The organism is Limnohabitans sp. 63ED37-2, assembly GCF_001412535.1.
Taxonomy (GTDB): domain Bacteria; phylum Pseudomonadota; class Gammaproteobacteria; order Burkholderiales; family Burkholderiaceae_C; genus Limnohabitans_A.
Map to the genome: position 1 here is coordinate 1412995 of NZ_CP011774.1, position 18958 is coordinate 1431952.

Annotated in this window: 17 protein-coding genes; 5 read left to right on the forward strand and 12 right to left on the reverse strand. The window is 59.9% G+C overall.

Annotated elements, in window-relative coordinates; genetic code table 11:
- The first annotated feature begins 16 nt into the window (after positions 1 to 16).
- Genes tadA through L63ED372_RS06790 form a run of 3 tightly spaced genes read left to right on the forward strand, consistent with a single transcriptional unit; the run spans position 17 to position 4821 of the window.
- The gene (gene tadA, locus L63ED372_RS06780; RefSeq protein ID WP_062404659.1) at positions 17 to 1360 is read left to right on the forward strand and encodes a tRNA adenosine(34) deaminase TadA; all 1344 of its coding nucleotides are present in this window, start codon (positions 17 to 19) and stop codon (positions 1358 to 1360) included.
- 14 nt (positions 1361 to 1374) lie between these two features.
- The gene (locus tag L63ED372_RS06785; protein WP_062404662.1) at positions 1375 to 2286 is read left to right on the forward strand and encodes an LD-carboxypeptidase; all 912 of its coding nucleotides are present in this window, start codon (positions 1375 to 1377) and stop codon (positions 2284 to 2286) included.
- A gap of 36 nt (positions 2287 to 2322) precedes the next feature.
- On the forward strand, positions 2323 to 4821 hold the full coding sequence (locus L63ED372_RS06790; RefSeq protein WP_062404665.1) for a penicillin acylase family protein: 2499 nt from the start codon (positions 2323 to 2325) through the stop codon (positions 4819 to 4821).
- Positions 4822 to 5042: 221 nt separating this feature from the next.
- Here the strand turns inward: L63ED372_RS06790 and L63ED372_RS06795 are convergent, their stop codons facing one another.
- The 5 genes from L63ED372_RS06795 to mltG form a co-directional block, all read right to left on the reverse strand.
- Positions 5043 to 5759 carry an ankyrin repeat domain-containing protein gene (locus L63ED372_RS06795; protein ID WP_082431617.1) on the reverse strand — a complete coding sequence of 239 codons (717 nt, stop codon included), beginning with the start codon at positions 5757 to 5759 and terminating at the stop codon, positions 5043 to 5045.
- A 19-nt stretch (positions 5760 to 5778) separates the two neighbouring features.
- A complete protein-coding gene (locus L63ED372_RS06800; RefSeq protein WP_062404667.1) occupies positions 5779 to 6585 on the reverse strand; it encodes a TatD family hydrolase in 807 nt (268 codons plus the stop codon).
- Positions 6586 to 6588: 3 nt separating this feature from the next.
- Positions 6589 to 7593 carry a DNA polymerase gene (locus tag L63ED372_RS06805; protein WP_062404670.1) on the reverse strand — a complete coding sequence of 335 codons (1005 nt, stop codon included), beginning with the start codon at positions 7591 to 7593 and terminating at the stop codon, positions 6589 to 6591.
- Complete coding sequence (tmk, locus tag L63ED372_RS06810) at positions 7590 to 8231, reverse strand: dTMP kinase (RefSeq protein ID WP_062404673.1); 642 nt, start codon at positions 8229 to 8231, stop codon at positions 7590 to 7592. The genes L63ED372_RS06805 and tmk overlap by 4 nt, the downstream gene beginning before the upstream one ends.
- 90 nt (positions 8232 to 8321) lie before the next feature.
- Positions 8322 to 9326, reverse strand: coding sequence for an endolytic transglycosylase MltG (gene mltG, locus L63ED372_RS06815; protein WP_231624585.1), 1005 nt, complete (start codon positions 9324 to 9326; stop codon positions 8322 to 8324).
- Positions 9327 to 9396: 70 nt separating this feature from the next.
- On the opposite strand from mltG, the gene ygfZ reads away from it, so the two are divergent.
- Positions 9397 to 10353 (forward strand): CAF17-like 4Fe-4S cluster assembly/insertion protein YgfZ, encoded by a 957-nt coding sequence (gene ygfZ, locus L63ED372_RS06820; protein ID WP_062404676.1) that lies wholly within the window; start codon positions 9397 to 9399, stop codon positions 10351 to 10353.
- A 27-nt stretch (positions 10354 to 10380) separates the two neighbouring features.
- On the opposite strand, the gene L63ED372_RS06825 is transcribed toward ygfZ, so the two are convergent.
- Both L63ED372_RS06825 and L63ED372_RS06830 read right to left on the reverse strand, forming a co-directional pair.
- Entirely contained in the window at positions 10381 to 11238 is an 858-nt protein-coding gene (locus tag L63ED372_RS06825; RefSeq protein ID WP_062404679.1) for a YbgC/FadM family acyl-CoA thioesterase, read from the reverse strand.
- 4 nt (positions 11239 to 11242) lie between these two features.
- Complete coding sequence (locus L63ED372_RS06830) at positions 11243 to 12205, reverse strand: alpha/beta hydrolase (protein ID WP_062404683.1); 963 nt, start codon at positions 12203 to 12205, stop codon at positions 11243 to 11245.
- 177 nt (positions 12206 to 12382) lie between these two features.
- Here L63ED372_RS06830 and L63ED372_RS06835 point away from each other — a divergent pair, with 177 nt between their 5' ends.
- Positions 12383 to 13519, forward strand: a complete 1137-nt coding sequence (locus L63ED372_RS06835; RefSeq protein WP_062404686.1) for an iron-containing alcohol dehydrogenase — start codon at positions 12383 to 12385, stop codon at positions 13517 to 13519.
- Between the two features lie 20 nt (positions 13520 to 13539).
- Here L63ED372_RS06835 and L63ED372_RS06840 read toward each other — a convergent pair whose 3' ends face one another.
- The 5 genes from L63ED372_RS06840 to L63ED372_RS06860 are packed head-to-tail and all read right to left on the reverse strand — an operon-like array spanning position 13540 to position 18682.
- Entirely contained in the window at positions 13540 to 13935 is a 396-nt protein-coding gene (locus L63ED372_RS06840; protein ID WP_062404690.1) for a TfoX/Sxy family protein, read from the reverse strand.
- 13 nt (positions 13936 to 13948) lie between these two features.
- Complete coding sequence (gene trhO, locus L63ED372_RS06845) at positions 13949 to 14902, reverse strand: oxygen-dependent tRNA uridine(34) hydroxylase TrhO (protein WP_062404695.1); 954 nt, start codon at positions 14900 to 14902, stop codon at positions 13949 to 13951.
- 28 nt (positions 14903 to 14930) lie between these two features.
- Positions 14931 to 15218, reverse strand: coding sequence for a DUF1330 domain-containing protein (locus L63ED372_RS06850; RefSeq protein WP_062404698.1), 288 nt, complete (start codon positions 15216 to 15218; stop codon positions 14931 to 14933).
- Between the two features lie 9 nt (positions 15219 to 15227).
- Positions 15228 to 16313 (reverse strand): hypothetical protein, encoded by a 1086-nt coding sequence (locus tag L63ED372_RS06855; protein ID WP_062404702.1) that lies wholly within the window; start codon positions 16311 to 16313, stop codon positions 15228 to 15230.
- A gap of 5 nt (positions 16314 to 16318) precedes the next feature.
- Positions 16319 to 18682 carry a Tex family protein gene (locus tag L63ED372_RS06860; RefSeq protein WP_062404705.1) on the reverse strand — a complete coding sequence of 788 codons (2364 nt, stop codon included), beginning with the start codon at positions 18680 to 18682 and terminating at the stop codon, positions 16319 to 16321.
- Positions 18683 to 18958: the final 276 nt, after the last annotated feature.

Below are 18958 nucleotides of genomic sequence, written 5' to 3' on the forward strand. Positions count from 1 at the left end.
CCAAGACGCACACTGGATGGGCCTGGCGCTGGAGCAGGCCCGCCAGGCCGCTGCGGCGGGTGAAGTGCCGGTGGGCGCGGTGGTCGTTAAAAACGGCCAAGTCATCGCCACAGGCCGCAACGCCCCAATTGCCAGCCACGACCCGACGGCGCATGCCGAGGTGGTGGCGCTGCGTGAAGCGGCTCGCATCATGGGCAATTACCGGTTGGACGGCTGCACGCTTTATGTGACTTTGGAGCCCTGCGCCATGTGCAGCGGCGCCATGCTACACGCGCGTGTGGATCGTGTGGTGTTTGGTGCCCCCGACCCGCGCACGGGCGTGGCGGGATCTGTGCTGAACCTGTTTGGCCATCCGCAGCTGAACCACCAGACCCAGGTGACGGGCGGGGTGCTGGCCGAAGAATGTGGACAGTTGCTCAAGGATTTTTTCAGGCCCAAAAGAATGAACCCACAACCACTCAGAGAAGACGCCCTGCGCACACCCGATGAGGCGTTTACCGATTTGCCCGACTACCCCTGGCAGCCGCATTACGTGAACGACCTGCCCAGCATCGCGGGCCTGCGCATGCACTACTTGGACGAGGGTGATGCGAATGCGCCACTGACTTGGCTGTGCCTGCACGGCAACCCGGCTTGGAGCTATCTCTACCGCAAAATGATCCCGGTCTGGCTGGCGGCGGGGCATCGTGTGGTGGCACCCGACCTGATCGGCTTTGGCAAAAGCGATAAGCCCAAAAAAGACAGTTTTCACCAGTTTGAAACCCACCGCCAGTCTTTGCTGGATTTGATTGAACGGCTGGATTTGCAGCGCGTGGTGCTGGTGGTGCAAGACTGGGGTGGTATTTTGGGTCTGACCTTGCCCATGGCTGCGACTGAGCGTTTCAAGGGGCTGCTGGTCATGAACACGACCCTCGCCACGGGCGAGCAGCCTCTGAGCGCTGGTTTTTTGGCCTGGCGCGATTGGTGCCAAAGCCAGCCGCAGTTTGACGTGGGCAAACTGTTTGCCCGCGGCAACCGCAGCATGACGCCGCAAGAAACGGACGCTTACAACGCGCCGTTCCCAGACAAAGGTTTTCGCGCCGCGCTGCGGGCTTTTCCACCTATGGTGCCGGAGTTTGCCGATTCGCCCGGTGCAGGCATCTCGCGCCAAGCGCGTGACTTTTGGCGCAACGAGTGGCAAGGCCAGAGCTTCATGGCCATTGGCCAGCAAGACCCGGTTCTGGGCGAACCTGTGATGCGCCATTTGCAAAGCCGGATTTTGGGTTGTCCCGAGCCGATGCTGCTGCCCGATGCAGGCCATTTTGTGCAGGAGCAGGGCAGGGCGATTGCCGAGGCGGCTGTGCGACACTTCAAGCCCTGATTAAGAACACCCGCATGGCCCACATTTTCATTTTTTCCCCCTCGAGCGCTGTGCGCGACAAAGCGGCTTTTCGCCGGGGCCTCAAACGCCTCAAAGCCCAAGGCCATGAGGTGGAAGTGGATGAGTCGGCCCTTGACACCCACATGCGTTTTGCGGGCGACGACGCCACACGCATAGCGGCCATCACCCGAGCAGCCGCCAGTGGTGCCGATGTGGCGCTGATCTCGCGCGGTGGCTACGGCCTCACGCGCGTCCTGCCCGCTTTGCCCTACAAACAGATCGCCAAAGCCATTGACGGCGGCACGCAGTTTGTGGGCCTGAGCGACTTCACGGCATTCAACCAAGCCGTGTTCGCCAAGACAGGCCGCATCAGCTGGCAAGGCCCGGCCTTGGGCGAAGACTTTGGCGCCGAAAAGGAGCCCGACGACATCATGCAAGCCTGCTTTGATGACCTGCTGCTGGAGCAAGGGGAGGGCACAGGCTGGCAACTTCCCAAGGCAGAAGCAGAACGCCGTGTGTTGGTGAAAGACGCGCCGCTGTGGGGCGGCAACTTGACGGTGTTGACCTCATTGCTGGGCACGCCTTATTTCCCGCAAATCAAAGGCGGTGTGCTGTTCCTTGAAGATGTGGGTGAGCACCCTTACCGCGTGGAGCGCATGCTCACGCAGCTCTTGCATGCGGGCGTGTTGGCCCAGCAAAAAGCGGTGTTGATGGGGCAATTCAGCAAGTACAAGCTCGTGCCCGCACACGACAAAGGCTTCAAGTTAACGACCGTGATCGATTGGCTGCGCAGCCAGATCAAGGCCCCGGTGCTCACGGGCCTGCCGTTCGGCCATGTCGAGACCAAGGTGTTGCTCCCCGTGGGCGCCAAAGTGGACCTGGTCACCGAAGGGCGTGACGCGCTGATGGTTTGGGGCCACATTTGACGCGCTGACAACTATGCAAAACGAGGTAATTCCTTCATGAAATGGCTCGGACGTTTGAGTGTGTTGGCGGTGGTCGCTGTGTTGTTCGTGGGCGGCGTGTTGGCGGTGCAGATGCTGCGCAGCTTGCCCCAACTCGATGGCACACTGCAACTGCCCGGGCTGGCACAGCCTGTGAGCATCGGTCGCGATGCCGCGGATGTGACCCACATCCAGGCGGATTCGCCATTGGATGCTTGGCGGGCCATGGGTTTTGTGCACGCCCAAGAGCGCGGCTGGCAACTGGAGTTCAACCGCCGTGTGATGCATGGCGAGCTGTCCGAGATTCTGGGGCCCGCCACTTTGGACACCGACAAGCTGATGCGCACCCTGGGCATCATTCCCATGGCGCGTGAGCAACTGAAAAACCTCTCACCTTTGGCCCAAGCGGCTTTGCAGGCTTACAGCGAGGGCATTCAGGTCGCTTGGCGTTCAGGCGCAGTGCGTCCTTCCCCCGAGTTCCAGATTTTGGGTACAGCAGCGGGTGGTCATTCTGGCGTGGCTTGGTCACCCGAAGACAGTGTGGGCTGGGCCTTGATGATGGCACTGGATCTTGGTGGCAATTGGGGCCAGGAGTTTGCCCGCCTGACGTCTTCCAAGGTGTTGAACAACGCACAGCTTTGGCAATTGATGCCGCCATACCCCGGTGAACAAGCCGCAACATCGGTGGATTTGCCTGCGCTTTATGCCCAACTGGGTGTTTATGACGCAAGCCATACTCATCCACAAGCTGCTCTTGAACTGCCCAGAAACATGTTCAGCCAGGGCAACCTGTTGGCCGAGTGGTCCAACGAATGGGTGCGCGACATGGGCATCTTGGATGGCAAAGGCAGCAACAACTGGGTGGTGCCCGGCAGCCACACCGAAAGCGGTCATCCTTTGCTGGCCAATGACCCGCATTTGGCACTCAGTGCCCCGGCCATTTGGTACTTTGCACGCCTGCAGGCACCCGCCACGGTTTGGCAAGGGCAGTCTTTGCCCGCCTTGGACGTGATGGGCGCCACCTTGCCCGGCTTGCCGTTTGTGGTCTTGGGTCGCACCCGGGGTGTGGCTTGGGGCTTCACCAACACAGGCCCTGATGTGCAAGACCTGTATTTGGAACAACTGGATGCTTCACGTCCGGGTCAATACCGAACGCCTGAAGGCTGGGCCGATTTTGAGACTCGCCAAGAAACCATTCGCGTCAAAGGGCAGGGCGATGTGAGTTTGACTGTGCGCAGCACCCGGCATGGCCCGGTCATCAGCGATGTGCAACCACAGTACACCGGATTGCTCAACACGGCGGCTTACGCCATCAGCTTGCGCTGGTCGGCTCTCACGCCTGACAACTTCACCCTCGATGCTGGCATGCAGGCCAACTGGTCCCAAAATGTGACTCAGTTGACACAAGCCTTTGCGGGCCACCATTCGCCCATGCAAAGTGTGGTGATGGCCGATACACAAGGGGAGGTGGCTTTCAAGGCCATCGGCAAAGTGCCTGTACGTGGGCCAGCCAATGACATACGTGGCGTGGCCCCCGCGCCGGGATGGCTTGCGCACTACGACTGGCAGGGCTGGATTCCGTATGCAGAGAACCCAACGTTGAACAGCGCGCAAATTAAGGCCAAGGGCTGGCACGCCACGGCCAACCAGAACATCTTGCCAGCAGGCTATCCGCATTTTGTGGGTGCAGACTGGACGACCCCAGAGCGTTTTGACCGCATCGAGCAATTGATGGCCGCTACCCCTAAACACAGCCTGAAAAGCATGCAAGCGGTGCAAAACGATGTGTTGTCTTTGGGGGCCAAAGCCTTGTTGCCCCAAGCCTTGAAAGCGCAACCCGCTCACGCATTGGGTGATCGCGCCATGAAGTTGCTGGCCGACTTTGATGGGCAGATGCACACCGACAGTGCAGCAGCACTGATTTTGAACGTCTGGGCCGATGAGATGACTCGCGCCGTTTTGGTGCCGCGTTTGGGCGCAGAGCGTTTTCAGGGGCTCTATGGCAAGCGCCATTTCAGATCGGCATTGCAGGGCATTTTGTCCCGAGACGACAAATTCTGGTGTGGCGATGGCGGTTGTGCACCCGTGGCCAACGCCGCCATGGACCGCAGCGTGACCCGAATCTCAGCGAAACTGGGCCGTGATCCGAGCACTTGGCGTTGGGGATCTTGGCATCCCGCCATCAGCAGCCACAAGCCTTTTGGCAAAGTGCCTGGCTTGAATAAATGGTTCGATGTTCGTGTTGAAAGTGCAGGCGATTTGTTCACCGTGAACGTTGGCCAGTATTGGGCCAATGACAAAACTGAACCTTTTGCCAACCGCCACGCGGCATCGCTCAGGGCTGTGTACGACCTGAGCCCGGTGGGTGACTCCCGGTTCATCTACCAGACCGGTCAAAGCGGCCATGTGTTTTCGCCTCGCAGTCGCGACATGTCGCAAGCCTGGTCACAAGGTCAATACCGCGCTTTGCATTGGCCGTCCTCACCGTATCAGAACGAGCTTCGTTTGTCGCCCTGAACGCATCTGAGGCTCTAGCGGTGCTTGGGTCTCTGTGTTGACGCTTTTGGGATGAAGTCAACCTGTTTGTGGGGGACTTTAATTCTGGACTCTGCAAGACCCATGGGTTCAGCGCTGATCCCTGAGTTCTTTGTTTTGATTTTCACCATGTATTTTACTTTACATAATATACATCGTATGAAACATAAAAAACAAGATGGGGCTAGGCACAGGGTTTCAATTTAGCGAGCCACAGGTGCAGACTCAGCGCCACTGGTCTGACTTGCGGAAGATCTCTTTTGGCGAGCTGCCCATCGTGCCAAGCCTGCTTGCATCAACTCGATCGAGTTTTGCCTCTGACCGCGGACTGCAAAATCAAGCGCACTCAGGCCCAATTGGTTTTTGAGTGTGGGGTCGGCACCAGCCTGAATGAGCGCTTTGACGGATTCTGGGCTGCCGTACATCGCAGCCATCATCAAGGGCGTGGTGCCGTTGGGCGATTCGGCGTCAATGTAAGCACTGTGTTCCAGCAAATGCATGATCACAGGCACATGCCCCCTTGAAGCCGCGTAATGCAAAGGTGTCCAGCCAGTTTTGTTCACATCGGCATCGTTTTCGACCAGCTTTTCAACCAAGGCCAAATATCCCCTGAGAGCCGCGAGCATGAGCACGCTTTCGTCTTTGTCATTGCGAACCTCGACCTTGGTTTTGGGGTGTGCCGCCAACAATTCGGCCACTTTCAGAGAAGGTTCTCGGACTGCCAACATCAAAGCTGGAATGCCATCGGGGTTGACGGTGTTGGGGTCGAATCCACGCTGCAACAAGCCCTGAACCACACGAACATTGTCCGACTGAAGGGCTTTGAAGAAGTCTTCATAGGAACCGGCCAAGCTGAAAGTGCTTGATAAAATAAACCCAATAAAAACAACAATCTTTTTTGATAAATTAAAGTGTTTCATAAAGTTTAAATGGGAGTGATCAGGCGCCAGTTCTTGAGAACAACTGCAGGAAATTGCGCGTCGTCAACTCGCCCACGGCCTCCGAAGTAGAGCCACGCAACTCGGCCAACAACTTGGCCACATAAGGTACATACGAAGGGTTGTTGGTCTTTCCCCGATAAGGCACAGGGGCCAAATAAGGGCTGTCGGTTTCGATGAGCAGCCGGTCATCGGGCACAAACTTGGCCACTTCACGCAAGTCGGCCGCCGTTTTGAAAGTCAGGATCCCGGAAAACGAGATGTAGAACCCCAAGTCCAAAGCAGCACGAGCCACCTGTTGGCTTTCGGTGAAGCAATGGAAAACACCGCCCGCACACCCTTCCCCACCCGTTTCGCCCTCTTCTTTCAAGATGGCAATGGTGTCATCCGAAGCCTGACGTGTATGAATCACCAATGGCAATTGGGTTTGCCTCCCCGCTTGGATGTGGGTGCGAAAACGCTCGCGCTGCCATTCCATGTCGGCCACGGTGCGTCCACCTTTGCGCTCGTCCATTTGGTAGTAATCCAAGCCGGTCTCGCCAATCGCCACCACTTTGGGGCGGGCGGCGCCGTCCAGCAAGTCCTGCAGGCTGGGCTCAAGTACGCCTTCGTTGTCAGGATGAACACCCACCGTGGCCCACATGTTGCTGTTGGCCATGGCCAGGCCATGCACTTCGTCGAATTTCTCCAGCGTGGTGCAAATTACCAAGGCGCGGGTCACTTGGGCGGCGACCATGGCCTGCTGGATGTTGTCCAGTTCAATCATTAACTCGGGAAAATTCAGATGGCAATGGGAATCGGTGTACATGGCTCAGCCCTTGGACATCAGGGTTTGGTGGGCATCAGCGGTGAGGGCTTCGAGCATCAGACCGGCGTTAAAAGGGTGTTCGGCCGTGCGGGCCGACTGCATCAGCCGCTTGAACCAGTCGGTCAGCACCGCCACAGACGCCGTACTGGGCGGCAATTGCGAGGCCTCAAAGAACCTCGGCACAGCACCGGATTGGCGAAGCACCAGGTCGTGACAAAGCTTTTGCAAAGCGTCGATGGCCTGGGCCGGGCTCAAATCGGCCAAGTGCCGGGCATCGCCTTGGCGCATGGCCTTGGGCAAATGGGTCCACCAATCAGGTGACAAACCGGATTCGACCTGGCGCAGCACATCGGCAGGACGGCCGCCCGCACTGCGCAGCAAGTCTTGCGCCACAGCGGCGGGCACACCTTGATTTGTGAGCCACGGGAGTGCCTCATCGGCTTCGGGCCACTTCATCGTGTGGGCCAAGCAGCGGCTGCGGATGGTGGGCAGCAGCATGTGACTGGCCTCGGTGGCCAGTACAAAGCGCACGTCGCCGGGCGGCTCTTCCAGGGTTTTGAGAAGCGCATTGGCCGTGATGGTGTTCATGCGCTCGGCTGGAAACACCAGCACCGCCTTGCCGCGTCCTCGCGCATCGGTGCGCTGAGAAAACTCCACCGCGTCGCGCATCGCATCGACCCGGATCTCTTTGCTGGGTTTGCGGGTTTTTTTGTCGATTTCGTCCTGGGCCTTTTCGGACAAGGGCCAGCCCAGCTCGATCATCACCGTCTCGGGCATCAGTACCGCCAAGTCGGCGTGGGTGTGCACGGCAACCGCGTGGCAACTGGGGCAGTCGCCGCAGGCGCCTTGTGCTGTGGGTTTTTCGCACAGCCAGGCCGATGACAAAGCCAACGCCAACTCGTATTGGCCGAGGCCCGATGGACCTTGAAGCAACCAGGCATGACCTCGCTGGGCCAGCAAATCGGTGGCCTGCCGGGCAATCCAGGGGGCGTTCAAAACGGCGCTCATCCATCATTCCTTTGCAGCCAAAAGCGCACGGTACGGGAGACATCATCGCCCACGGCTTCCATGGTTTGCGCAGCGTCGATGCGGGCAAAACGGCTGGGCATCTCGGCTTGGCGGCGGGCGTAACCGGCCCGCACAGCGGCAAAAAAGTCAGCTGGTTGGGATTCGAACTTGTCCGGCACCCGGGCCGAAGCCAGCCGCTCAGCCGCGATCACGGGATCCAGGTCGAACCAAACGGTGAGGTCGGGTTGGCGCAAAGAGCCGTCAGGCAAGGCTTGCACCATGCGCTCAAGCTCACCCAAGACCTGCCACTCAAAGCCACGGCCACCGCCTTGGTAGGCGAAGGTGGCGTCGGTGAACCGGTCGCACAAAACCACCTCACCCCGGGCCAATGCGGGCTCGATCACCTGCACCAGATGTTCGCGGCGGGCCGCGAACATCAGCAGTGCTTCGGTCAAGGGGTCCATCGCCGCGTGCAGAACCAGCTCACGCAACTTTTCAGACAGCGGCGTGCCGCCCGGCTCGCGGGTCAGTACCACTGCCCTGCCCGCTTGGCGAAACAGTTCGGCCACGCGGGCGATGTGCGTGGACTTGCCCGCACCGTCGATGCCTTCAAAACTGATGAACAAACCGCGTGTCATGGTGGGAGATCAAAACAAAACCCCATTGTCGCAGGAGTCGCACCCCGATTGGCTTGGTCTATAACCACGATGCGACTGGCAAACCAAGACCTACTTTTGGCTTCTTTGGTAACGGTTCACGGCCCGGTTGTGCTCGTCCAGCGTCGCACTGAAGTGGCTGCTGCCGTCGCCTTTGGCCACAAAGTAAATGGCAGAAGTTTTGGCCGGTTGAACAGCAGCCAGCAAAGATGCTTTGCCCGGCATGGCGATGGGCGTGGGCGGCAGCCCGGCCCGGGTGTAGGTGTTCCAGGGGTTGTCGGTGGTGAGGTGGACCCGCCGCAAATTGCCGTCAAACGCCTCGCCCAGACCATAAATCACCGTCGGGTCGGTTTGTAGGCGCATGCCGATGCGCAAGCGGTTGTTAAAAACACCCGAAATCTGCCCCCGGTCTTCGGCTTTGCCCGTTTCTTTTTCGACAATACTCGCCAAAATCAACGCTTGCTCTGGGGATTGCAAAGCAGAGCCCGGTTGCCGAGCTTCCCACGCCTGCTGCAGGTGTTTGTCCATGGCTTTCATGGCCCGCTGCAACACCGCCAGATCACTGGTGCCCTTCGCGTACGAGTAGGTGTCTGGGTAAAAACGCCCTTCCGGGGCCACACCGGGGCGGCCCAGCTGCGCCATCAAAGCCTCATCTGACAGGGCGCGGCTGTCGGGTTTCAGGTTTTCGGCTTTGCCCAAGGCCTGACGCACTTGTCGCCAGTTCCAGCCCTCCACCACGGTCACGGTGCGCAGGCTTTCCTCACCCCGCACCAGCATGCGCAGCAGACGCTCTGGTGTTGTGCCTGGCGCAATTTCATAACTGCCTGCCCGCATTTGGCGTGATTGGCCTGATAAACGGAACCAAGCGTAGAGCAGTGTGGGCGAGGTTTGAGCGCCCGCATCGGCCACCGCTTGGGCAATGCCTTGCGCCGAGGTGCCGGGCTCGATCGACAAATCGAGTGGGGTCTGGCGGTTATCCAGCGGCTGCTGAACCCACCAGAAAGCGCCGCCCAGCAGGCCCAAGGCCACCAGCAACAGGCCGACCATCCACTTCATCAAGCCTTTGAGCACAGCCATGTCCTTGTTTGGGTATTGAAAACGTCGGGGGGATGATAATTCACGCCTTGCCAAACGACCGAGTTGCCACATGAACAGCCCTGCAGTTTTCAGCCCTGAGCTTCAAAGCCATTTGAATGGCAGTTGCCCCCTGCCCCATTGGGGCGTGATCCAGGCCCATGGTGAGGACGCTGCCAACTTTTTGCACAATCAACTGAGCAACGACGTGCTGCTCTTGCCCGTGGGCCAATCACGACTGGCGGCTTTCTGCTCGGCCAAAGGCCGCATGCAGGCCAGCTTTATCGTCATCAAAACTGCGCCAGACACCATTTTGCTGGTCTTGAGCCTGGATTTGCTCGCCCAGACCCTTAAGCGCCTGTCCATGTTTGTGGTGCGGGCCAAAGTCAAAATGAGCGACGCCACGGGTCAATGGCAATTGCGCGGCTTGATGGGCGACAGCGCCCGGGCTGCAGTGGGCCAGGCCGCGCCTTGGCAAACCACGGCCCAGGATGGCGTGCACACTGTGGCGCTTTATCCCGCCGTACTGGGCGAGTCCCACATTCCCCGCGCTTTGTGGATCGCCCCTGCTGGACATGCGCTGCCTGCTGGTGCAGATGCACCCACCGATCTGTGGCAATGGGCCGAAGTGATGAGCGGCCTGACTTTGGTCAGCCAACCCGTTTTCGAGGCTTTTGTGCCCCAAATGCTCAATTACGAATCGGTGGGCGGTGTGAATTTCAAAAAAGGCTGCTACCCCGGACAAGAAGTGGTGGCCCGCAGCCAGTTCCGTGGAACGCTCAAGCGCCGCACAGCCCTTGTGCACAGCCCAGTGGCCTTGGCCGCCGGGCAAGACATCTTCACGCCCGCCGACCCCGAGCAGCCCTGCGCCACCGTGGTGCTGTGTGCCGCCCGCCCGGATGGGCAGGGTTTTGACGCACTGGTCAGCGGCACCACCGAGAGCCTGCAAACTGGTTGGCGTGTGGGCAGTTCAGAAGGCGAGTCTTTGGCTCTTTTGCCCCTGCCCTATCCGCTGCTGGCAGACATCTGAGCGCCTGTAAGCGCCGCTTCAACAGGCTTAAAGCTGGCGCACCATCTCGATGTGCGCAATCCCCGCATCTTCAAAAATCGCCCCATGCGGGGTAAAGCCTGAACGTTTGTAAAAGCCTTCGGCACAGCATTGGGCGTGAAGGATCACCTCTTTGTCACCCCGGTGCTGCGCCGCGTCCATCAGGGCGTGCAGCACGCGGCGGCCCAGGTCGCTGCCGCGCATCTGCTTTTTGACCGCCATGCGTCCAATGCGGGCCACACCGGGGGCGTGTTGGATCAAGCGGCCCGTGGCCAGGCAAAAGCCCATGCGGTTGAGTGCCACGGCGTGCAAGGCGGTCTCGTCTTCGTGGTCCAACTCCAATTCAACCGGAACTTTTTGCTCTTGTACAAACACCTCGTGGCGCAGCGGGCTGGCCAGTTTCTGGAAGTCGTGCCACGAGCCCACATGCACCTGAACCATGTCTTCGCCGCGCTCAAAGCCCTCCAGCATGTCGCGCAGCGGGGCCGCAATGGGCTGGTTCTTTTTGGCCACCGGGTCGGCGTACACATAGACCAGTTCGCTGGTGATCAACAACTCATCACCCCGAAAAATCGCCCCCGCAAACGTCATGGACGAGTTGCCCACCCGGTCGCAGCGCATGCAGACATCCAGAAAATCGTCCATCTCGGCGCTGGCGTGGTACTCGACGCTGGCCTTTTTGACGAACAAGTCACCACCAAGCTGGTGCATGGTCTCAGCGTAGGGCATGGCCAACTGCCGCCAGTAATCGGTCACGGCGGTGTCAAAGTACATGAGGTAGTGACCGTTGAACACGATCTTTTGCATGTCCACTTCAACCCAGCGCACGCGCATGCGGTGAGAAAAACGGAAGTCTTGGCGTTTCATAGGTTCAACTTTCAAAAGCATGTTTTAAGGCCCGGCCCGCATCGGCGTGCGCTTGCAGGGCGTCAGGAATGGCGCGGCCCATGGTGATAAAACCATGCACCACGCCTTTGTAAATCTCCAGATCAACCGCCACACCCGCCATGCGCAGGGTATCGGCGTATTGCACGCCCTCGTCCACCAGCGGGTCGCATTCGGCCAGACCGATCCAGGCGGGAGCCAAGCCTGTGTGATCGTTTGCATTCATGGGGGCAAAGCGCCAATCATCGCGGTCAGCCTGGTCGATGTAGTTGTCAAAAAACCAATCCACTGTCCCCTTGTCGAGCATGAAGCCTTCTGCAAAGGTGTGGTGCGAAGCGGTGTCTTGCCGGGCGATGCAGCCAGGGTAAAACAGCAGCTGCAGGCGCAGGGGCAGACCGGCATCACGGGCCATCAGGGCGCACACGGCGGCCAAAGTGCCGCCCGCGCTGTCGCCGCCCACGGCCAGGCGTGTGGTGTCCAAACCCAAGGTCTGACCGTTATGGTGGAGCCAGTGCAAGGCGTCCCAACTGTCGTGCACCGCCGTTGGAAAGCGGTGCTCGGGCGCCAGCCGGTAATCGAGCGACACCACGACGCAGTGACCCAGGCGCGAGAGTTGGCGACACAGCACGTCGTGGGTCGTCAGGCTCCCGACCGAGAAACCACCGCCGTGGATGTACATCAGCACAGGCAAAGCAACATCGCTGCGCGGGGCATACAGCCGGGCGGGCATGGCGTGGCCATCGCGTGCGGGTATGAGAATGTCTTCTACCCGGTTGACTTTGGGCGCAGGCTGCAGGTCGAGCATAGGCCCGCCAATGTCGTAAAACGCTCTAGCCTGTGCGGGCGTCATGGCGGCCATCGGTGGACGGCCTGCGCGGTGTACCCGCTCGATCAAACTGCGCGTGGCGGCGTTCAGCAAGTCGCGAGGGTTGGAGTGGTGGCTGCTCATGGGGAAGGAGGCGTGAGACCTTGTCGACGACAGCAGGTTGGGGCAACAAGGCAAACAAGGGTGACAGCCCCGGCCTTGCAGGAGTGCGTTCCTGCATCAAAATGGGCCTTGATCGTACAACGCCCTGCCCAGCGGTTCTGTCACTTCTGAACCCGGGCTCTTGATTGGAGTTTTCTCATGTCCTTCATCAACTATGTCACCCAGATCCAGATCGACTTTGGCGCAGTGAAACTGTTGCAAGCCGAGTGTGAGCGTGTGGGCATCCGCAAGCCCCTGATCGTGACCGATGCGGGTGTGAAAGCCGCAGGGGTGCTGCAAAAAGCGCTTGACGCCTTGCCCGACCTGCCCGTCACCGTGTTTGACCAAACACCTTCGAATCCGACCGAGTCTGCAGTTCGCGCCGCAGCGGCCATGTACAAACAGCATGGCTGCGACGGCCTGATCGCAGTGGGCGGCGGCTCGGCGATTGACTGCGCCAAAGGCGTAGCCATTGCCGTGAGCCACGAAGGCCCGCTCAAAACCTACGCCACCATTGAAGGCGGTTCGCTCAAAATCACCGACCGCGTGGCCCCCATCATCGCCGTGCCCACCACCAGCGGCACCGGCAGCGAAGTGGCCCGGGGCGCGATTTTGATTCTGGACGATGGCCGAAAAGTCGGTTTTCACAGCTGGTTTATTGTGCCCAAGGCCGCCATTTGCGACCCCGAATTGACCTTCGGCCTGCCGCCCATCCTGACGGCAGCCACGGGCATGGACGCGGTGGCGCACTGCATGGAAACCTTCATGGCCGCCCCCTTCAACCCGCCTGCCGACGGCATCGCGCTCGATGGCCTGGCCCGGGGCTGGGCCCATATTGAACGCGCCACGGTCAATGGCCAGGACCGCGATGCACGCCTGAACATGATGAGCGCCAGCATGCAAGGCGCCATGGCTTTCCAAAAAGGCCTGGGCTGCGTGCACTCGCTCAGCCACAGCTTGGGCGGCGTCAACCCGCGCCTGCACCACGGCACTTTGAACGCCATGTTTTTGCCCGCGGTGGTGAAGTTCAATGCGGCGGCTGAAAGCGTGCAAAAAGAAAATCGCCTGAACCGCATGGCCCAGGCCATGGGCCTGCAAAGCGGCTCTGACATTCCCGACGCCATCCGCGACATGTGCGCCCGCCTGGGCCTGCCCACGGGCTTGGGTGCGATGGGCGTGACCGAGGGCTTGTTTGATCAGGTCATCACCGGTGCGCTGGCCGACCACTGCCACAAGACCAACCCACGCATCGCCTCAGCAGACGAATACCGGGACATGCTGCTGACCAGCATGTGAGCTTGGTGAGTTACTTGAGCTTAGACCTGTCGGGATCGGGCTGCCTTTTTGTCTGCCAACTTGGCCTTGGACCTTGCCCTGGCCTGCGCCTTGGCCAAATGGCCTCGCAAAGCAGCATGCCACGATGACTTGGCCCAGCGCATGGCATCTTCAGGCGCATCAAAAATCGCATCAGGCGCAGCCCAATACGACAGCGCCACGTCCTTGCCTTTCATGGCGTAAGTGAACGGCAATAGGCCCAGCGCCTCGAATTCAGGTCGGTTGACCTCATCGGTTTTAAGGTATAGCCGCTGGTCCACCACGATGGCGAACATCAGCCCCTCGTGGTACAGCCCGTGCCCGCCAAACATGCGGCGGGCCGACACAGGTGCCCAATCTTCCAGCAACTCCTGCACAAAAGGAACGAAGTCGCTCATTGGCGATTCAGTTTCAGGGCGCGTCGTGGTGAGGCATCTTGGCCCCCACATGGATCTCGCCCCGAGACTCGGCGAGCTCCACCTGGCGTTGGCGTTCAGCCAATTTTTCCTTTTGCTCGGGGGTGCGTTGATCGTGGCAGTGCTCACAGCTCACGCCCAACACGTAGTGAGGCGACTGCTTGTCTTGTTCGCTCAATGGCCAACGGCATGAACGGCAAAGCTCATGGCTGCCCAGACCCAGACCATGGCCCACGCTCACGCGCTCGTCAAACACAAAACACTCGCCTTCCCAGGTGCTTTGCTCAGGCGGGATTTCTTCCAAGTACTTGAGAATGCCGCCCTCGAGGTGGTACACCTCGTCAAAGCCGCGCATTTTCATGAGTGCGGTAGATTTCTCACAGCGAATGCCACCCGTGCAAAACATGGCCACCTTGGTCTTTTTGGCGGCTTCCCCTTGCAAATGGGGCTGCGCGTCCAGCCAAGCGGGCAGCTGCACAAAGTTCTTGATGTTCGGATTGATCGCGCCCTTGAAGGTGCCAATGGCCACCTCGTAGTCGTTGCGGGTGTCGATGACCACCACATCTGGGTCGGCCAGCAAGGCGTTCCAGTCGGCGGGTTTGACGTATTGGCCCACCGTCTTGTTGGGATCCAACTCGGGCACGCGCAAAGTCACGATCTCTTTTTTGAGCTTGACCTTCATGCGGGTGAAAGGCGGTTTGGGGCTCCAGGATTCTTTGTGCACCAAGCTGGCCAGGCGCGGATCGGCCCGTAAAAACGCCAGCACGGTGCGGATGCCGTCTTCAGGCCCTGCAATCGTACCGTTGATGCCTTCGTGCGCCAGCAGCAAGGTGCCCTTTACGTCGTTGTCCTCGCAACAGGCTTGCAAAGGGGCTTGAAGAGCCTCGAAATCGGGCAAATCAACGAATATGTAGAGGGCGGCAGTGAGGTAAAGAGGAGCGGTCGACATGCCTCTATTATCCACTTCCTTGTCAGGGTTATGTGGCATAGGAAGTCAAAACGACATCGGCCGCAGCTTGGCGCAATGGAATCAGGTGCTGGTAGGCCGCAGAGCCATGCCAGCCTTGGGCATGTTCCAAAGAAGGAAAACGGATCACCACGATGTCGGGGTGTGGGTTAACGCCCGAAAACGATTGAGCCTGTTCACCCCGAAAAACGAGCTCTCCGCCAAAAGGCAGCAAAGTGGCCAAGACCTGTGATCGGTATTGGGCCCATTTTTCGGGATCTTTCACGGTCATTTGACCGACAACAAAGGCTTCAGACATGCGCGATCCTTACAAAGCTTGAACCACAGACGCATCGGGCTTGTGCAACCAACGGCTGAACTCTTCTGCCAATTGTTGACTGGCCTGGGTCGCCGCGTTCCACACCTTGACTCGTCCCGCCAAATCACGGTCGTAAGTCATGAAGTCCTTGCGGTCAGGCAATTTGCCGTTCGGCAGGGTTTTGACCCATTCGGGATTCGGGGACAAGACGATGGTGCTGTCCAGAAAAGGCGTTGCGCCGTGCCGCCACTTGAGCGCTTTGTCGAGCCAGCCCGGCACCACGCTTTTTTGAAAATGTGGGTACAACACGATGGCCCGATCTGAGCCCTGGCTTGGCGCGGTCCAGTTCAGGTGCAGGTGGTAATCGGTGATACCGCCGTCCCAATACGCGCCAGCGGGTGCGTCGGGAATGTCGTGAACGGCTTTCAAGGCAAACGGGATCGAGCAGCTGGCTTGCAGCGCGGACATGAAATTGCCCCCGGTCAAGGCCACAGAGCGGGTGCGAAAGTCTTGCGCGTCAAAAGGCAAGGCTGCGCTTTGCGAAGAAAACACCACCCGCTCCAGCCACGCGCCCAAGGCCCGGCGATGCAAGGCGTTGCTAATGTAGGCCCCAGCGTAACCCAGCGGTGTGGCCACCGGGTGTTCTTGGTGCAAGATGTGCCGACCGCGAGAGGTGACGATGTGCAGTTTGTAGCGCGGGTGGCTGAGCACCTCAGCGATGCGGCCACCATAAAAAGCTTGCAGGCTTTGGCCAAAGGCGTCACTGACTTGCTGGGCGTTCACACGCTTTTGTCCCGGCAGCGGTTCGTAATGCTGGTGGATGTAGTCGTGCTCCAGCCGCTCAAACGCCGCCACCGAACCCTTCAAGCAAGCGGTGGCCATGCGCCACGCCCCAATCGACGCGCCCACCAAATCCACGGGCTGTGTGCTCTGGGTCAGCCAGTCGCCAAAAATGAACCGATCCAGCGGCCCCAAGATCAGACCCTTGGGGCCACCCGCCGCACCCGGTATGACGCCGATGTGCTCTGGCCGCAGACCGTAATCACGGATGTGGGCCAGGGCCTTGGGACCCGCGTGGATGTGGAGGGCTTGCACGGTGTTTACTTTTTCAAACCCTGCAGCTTGGCGAAGGCGCTGGCCATGGCAGAACCTGCCCCAGCAGCGGGGGGCGAGGTGTAGCCACCGCCTCCGCCGCGCTGGCGGTTGTCCCGCCCTGCCCCTTCGAACTTGTTGTCGCGGGGGCCATCGCGGCGGGCAGGCGCGGCGTCGAGCTTCATGGTCAGGCTGATGCGCTTGCGGGCCACGTCGACTTCAAGCACCTTCACTTTGACGATGTCACCGGTCTTGACCACTTCGCGGGCGTCGGTCACGAACTTGTTGGCCAGCTGGCTCACATGGACCAAGCCGTCTTGGTGTACGCCCAGGTCCACAAACGCGCCAAACTGGGCGACGTTGCTCACGGTGCCCTCCAAGGTCATGCCCTCTTTCAGGTCCTTGATGTCTTCCACGCCGTCGGCCAGGCGGGCCACTTTGAAGTCGGGGCGCGGGTCACGGCCCGGTTTTTCCAGCTCGCCCAAGATGTCCTTGATGGTGATGGCACCGAATTTGTCGTTGGCAAACAGCTCCGGCTTGAGCGTTTTGAGCACATCCGAGCGGCCCATGATCTCTTGAATGGGCTTGGCGGTCTTGACGATGATCTGCTCGACCACCGGGTAGGTTTCGGGGTGCACCCCCGTCATGTCCAGCGGGTTGTCGCCACCGCGAATGCGCAAAAAGCCCGCGCTTTGCTCGAAGGTTTTGGCACCCAATCCGGTCACTTTGAGCAAGTCTTGCCGGGTCTTGAACACGCCGTTGGCATCGCGCCAGCGCACCACCGACTTGGCCACGCTGGCCGACAAGCCCGACACACGGGTGAGCAAGGGGACGCTGGCGGTATTGAGGTCCACGCCCACCGAGTTCACGCAGTCTTCGACCACCGCATCCAGCGTTTTGGCCAGCTCGCTTTGGTTCACGTCGTGCTGGTATTGACCCACACCAATGGCTTTGGGGTCGATCTTGACCAGCTCCGACAGCGGGTCTTGCAGGCGGCGGGCAATGGAGGCCGCGCCGCGCAGGCTCACGTCCACGTCGGGCATTTCTTGGCTGGCGAATTCGCTGGCCGAATAGACCGAAGCGCCCGCCTCGCTGACCACGACCTTCGTGATTTCCACGCCATCACGCAAGCGGGCCAGTTGTTTGATCAGGTCACCCGCCAGCTTGTCGGTCTCGCGGCTGGCGGTGCCGTTGCCAATCGCAATCAGGTTGACATTGTGCTTTTCGCACAGCTTGGCCAGTGTGAAGAGCGAGCCTTCCCAGTCCTTGCGCGGCTCGTGCGGGTACACCGTGGCGGTGTCGACCAGCTTGCCGGTGGCGTCCACCACGGCGACTTTCACGCCCGTGCGGATGCCTGGGTCCAAGCCCATGACTACGCGGGGTCCTGCGGGCGCGGCCAGCAACAAATCGCGCAGGTTGTCACTGAAGACCTTGATGGCGACTTTTTCGGCCTCTTCTCGCAGGCGGGCAAACAAATCGCGTTCGGTAGACAGACTGAGTTTCACGCGCCAGGTCCAGGCCACGCATTTGCGGATCAGGTCGTCCGAGGGGCGGGCTGCATGGCTCCAGCCCAGGTGCATGGCGATCTTGCCTTCGGCGATGCTCGGTTTGCCGGGCTCGGGCTCCACGGGCAGCACCAGTTTGGCGTCCAGCATTTCCAAAGCGCGACCACGGAACACGGCCAATGCCCTGTGGCTGGGCACGCGGCCGATGGGCTCGTCGTAGTCAAAGTAGTCGCGGAACTTGGACACATCGGCATTGTTTTCGTCTTTGCCGTCGGCCAACTTGCTTTTGAAGAGGCCTTCGTTCCACAACCATTCGCGCAGGGCTTGCACCAAGGATGCGTCTTCGGCCCAGCGCTCGCTCAGCAAATCGCGCACGCCGTCCAGCACGGCAGCGGTGGTGGTGAAGTCGGCCCCTTCGATGGCACCTGCGGCCAACACAAAGGCTTGGGCCTCGGCATGCGGGTCGAGCGAAGGGTCGGCAAACAGCTTGTCGGCCAGCGGCTCAAGGCCGGCTTCGCGGGCGATCATGCCCTTGGTGCGGCGCTTGGGCTTAAAGGGCAAATACAGGTCTTCCAGCTCTTGTTTGGTGGGTGCGGCGTCGATGGCGGCCAGCAACTCCGGCGTCATCTTGCCCTGCTCGGTGATGCTTTTGATCACGGCGGTGCGGCGGTCTTCCAGTTCGCGTAAATAGCCCAAACGCGACTCCAGCTCACGCAACTGGATGTCGTCCAGGCCGTCCGTGACTTCTTTGCGGTAACGGGCGATAAAAGGGACTGTGGCACCCCCATCGAGGAGTTCCACGGCGGTTTTGACCTGGTCTGGGCGGATACGGATTTCTGTGGCCAGTTGGGCCAGGATTTTTTGCATGTCTGAGTCGGCGCGTTGCTGCGCCTCATGGGTCGAAGGCCGTGAGTGTGCCACAGCACTTGGGAGGGTTGAGGCCACGCTGTCACGCCCGTCGGAGCGCCTTGCCAGCACTGCTGTTCAGGCTTGGCAAGGTGAAGCGCATCTTCCATGGCCCCCTTATTTTTGACTAAAAACACAAATAATGACAAATACAAACGGTGTTTGTTGGGCTTGTCAAAAATTTTGCTCAAAAACAACGTTAATGACTAATTAATCAATAAATTTGACACGCAACTA